At 48.1% G+C, this 2072-nt stretch carries 3 protein-coding genes; all 3 read left to right on the plus strand.

All coding sequences use genetic code 11. The annotated features are described in order from the left end of the window. The first annotated feature begins 159 nt into the window (after positions 1–159). Positions 160–711 carry a DoxX family protein gene (locus V6C93_RS23005; protein WP_333479004.1) on the plus strand — a complete coding sequence of 184 codons (552 nt, stop codon included), beginning with the start codon at positions 160–162 and terminating at the stop codon, positions 709–711. A gap of 366 nt (positions 712–1077) precedes the next feature. After that, complete coding sequence (locus V6C93_RS23010) at positions 1078–1482, plus strand: hypothetical protein (protein WP_333479005.1); 405 nt, start codon at positions 1078–1080, stop codon at positions 1480–1482. Positions 1483–1486: 4 nt separating this feature from the next. After that, positions 1487–2072: heavy metal-binding domain-containing protein (locus V6C93_RS23015; RefSeq protein WP_333479006.1), on the plus strand; the 586-nt coding region annotated here is incomplete at its 3' end.

Consider the following 2072-nt stretch of genomic DNA (forward strand, 5'->3'; position numbering starts at 1 on the left):
CCCCAATTCTGGGGGACTTTGAAAGTCCGGTTCCCCCCAATTTTGTTTGGGGGGGCTGGGGGGTGTGAAATGTGACATTGATAAAGCCAATTGGTATTAATTAAGGGGGGAGAAAGAACTCCATCTACCGAATTTAGAGACGAAGAGTCAAACCTGATAATGATTTACAAATTTGTTCTTGGCTTTGCGCTCGGCTTTCTATTAACTACTAACATTTCATCGAGTCTCCCAGAGCTAGGTCTAAACCTGCTCAGTTCGCTCAATACTGTGTACCCTGCGGGACTCCAAGGCGCGGTGCTTTTACTACTAAGAGTTAGCGTTGGCGTGTTGTTTCTGCTGCACGGCTACCCTAAAATAACGCATCTTCGACAGTGGGCTGAGTCACTAAAAATGCCTATCTTTCTTTGCTTGCTCTCAGCAGCATCTATGTTAGGCGGTGGGATTTGCCTGATTTTGGGATTCCTCACCCTACTAGCAAGCCTACCAATTCTCGGTTCAATGGTGTTTGCCATTTATTTACACCTCTCGAAAGGGCTGCCTTTTGTTGCCCGCGATCCCTACTTAATTCCTGAAGGGCAGTATAAGGGGCCGAACGGAAAAGGCGAACCACCAAGCTGGGAAAAGGCTTTTATGTACTGCGTTATGCTGATTGCGATCGCGGTTTTAGGTCCGGGTGCCTATTCGCTGGATTCTTTGATTTTTAGAGCGTGACCATCACTCAATGCGTAAAGTGAGTATCCTGTCAAGCACGAATTGTTAGAAGACTCAAATCATAATCGCCCCAAGAGCTGGTTTAAAGTGAAATCCGATGCTGAAAGTTCATCTGTGATTGCACTACTGGATAAGTTCAGTTGCAATGAAAAAATGTAAAGCTTAATAATGTTTTTCTACACGACCTTATCCGTCAAAAATTCCTGGTGCTTTAATTAAGAATGACAATCCGTTGTTCACAATCAGACTGTTATCGGTAGGAAACGGTTAGCATCCGTTGGTCTTCAAAGGTTCTCTAAAAAGAATTTTTGTAGAAGTAGGTGTATGTTGACAAGTGTGCCATGACAGCGAAACAGTAGGTACTCAATGACAGAAGATTTAGATCCCAGCCTACAGGTCAATGTTTTGGCGGCTGCCTTACAGATGGATCGTCAAGAGTCGGGCGATTTGTTGGAATTTCTGGCACACAAGCTGGAACTGGCTTTACCTCAACAAACTACTGTGACTCGTAGTAGTAAGCTGTTCTCTAAAGCACGCCCGGTCAAGGAAGTTACGGTACGGTTTAACGATTACCACTATCAGATTGTGCGCGAGCAACACGGTTTGCTGACAGCTAAGGTGATGAAGGTGGTGCGAGGGGTTGTGCTGAAAACGACTGAAATCTCGGTTGACCAGTGGACGGAGGATATTGCCCAGCAGCTTGCTCAATTAGCTCAGCACAGTGCTCAAACTCGTAACGCCTTGAATAAGTTTGTTTTGGGTGGAGGTTGAACAGATGCCTTGGTGGGAGTCCCCGGAACAGAAGAGTCGGCGAGAGGCGCACGAGGCAACTCGCAGAGCATTGGAGCGAGGTCAGATTCCCTACAAGGCAAGACATCGCTTGGAGATGCAACGCCAGAGCGAGTCTTCCTTCTTTACCAGTGACCTGACTTGTCGAGAATATCTACTGACTCAGGAAGCTGGGTATGAACCTATTGGCTTAGTGATGGGAACGGCTTTCTATAAAGTCAGCTTTTGGGGATACTTTAACGGCTACCGCACCTATACGGGAGAACTGACTCAACTGAGCGAAGCCCAATTGGCAGCGAGGGAATTAGCGATCGCTCGACTGCGCCAAGAGGCGTCACTGCTGGGCGCTCATGGGGTGATCGGTGTGAGGCTGAAAGTGGGTGGCTATGACTGGAGTGCTCGGACGGTTGAGTTTACAGCAGTTGGGACTGCCATTCGTATTCGCGATCTGCGCTTCGCAGCAGCGCTTCGCTATCGCCAACCCGACCCTCAACCCTTCACCAGCGACCTCAGCGGCCAGGAGTTTTGGCAGTTGCATCAAGCAGGATACTATCCTCGCGGACTCGTTTTTG

The organism is Allocoleopsis sp. (assembly GCF_036703385.1).
Classification (GTDB): Bacteria; Cyanobacteriota; Cyanobacteriia; order Cyanobacteriales; family Coleofasciculaceae; genus Allocoleopsis.

What these genes read in the sequence shown, in the direction of transcription:
- V6C93_RS23005 (WP_333479004.1), top strand. Translation starts at nt 160, where the DNA reads ATGATTTACAAATTTGTTCTTGGCTTTGCGCTCGGCTTTCTATTAACT.
- V6C93_RS23010 (WP_333479005.1), top strand. Translation starts at nt 1,078, where the DNA reads ATGACAGAAGATTTAGATCCCAGCCTACAGGTCAATGTTTTGGCGGCT.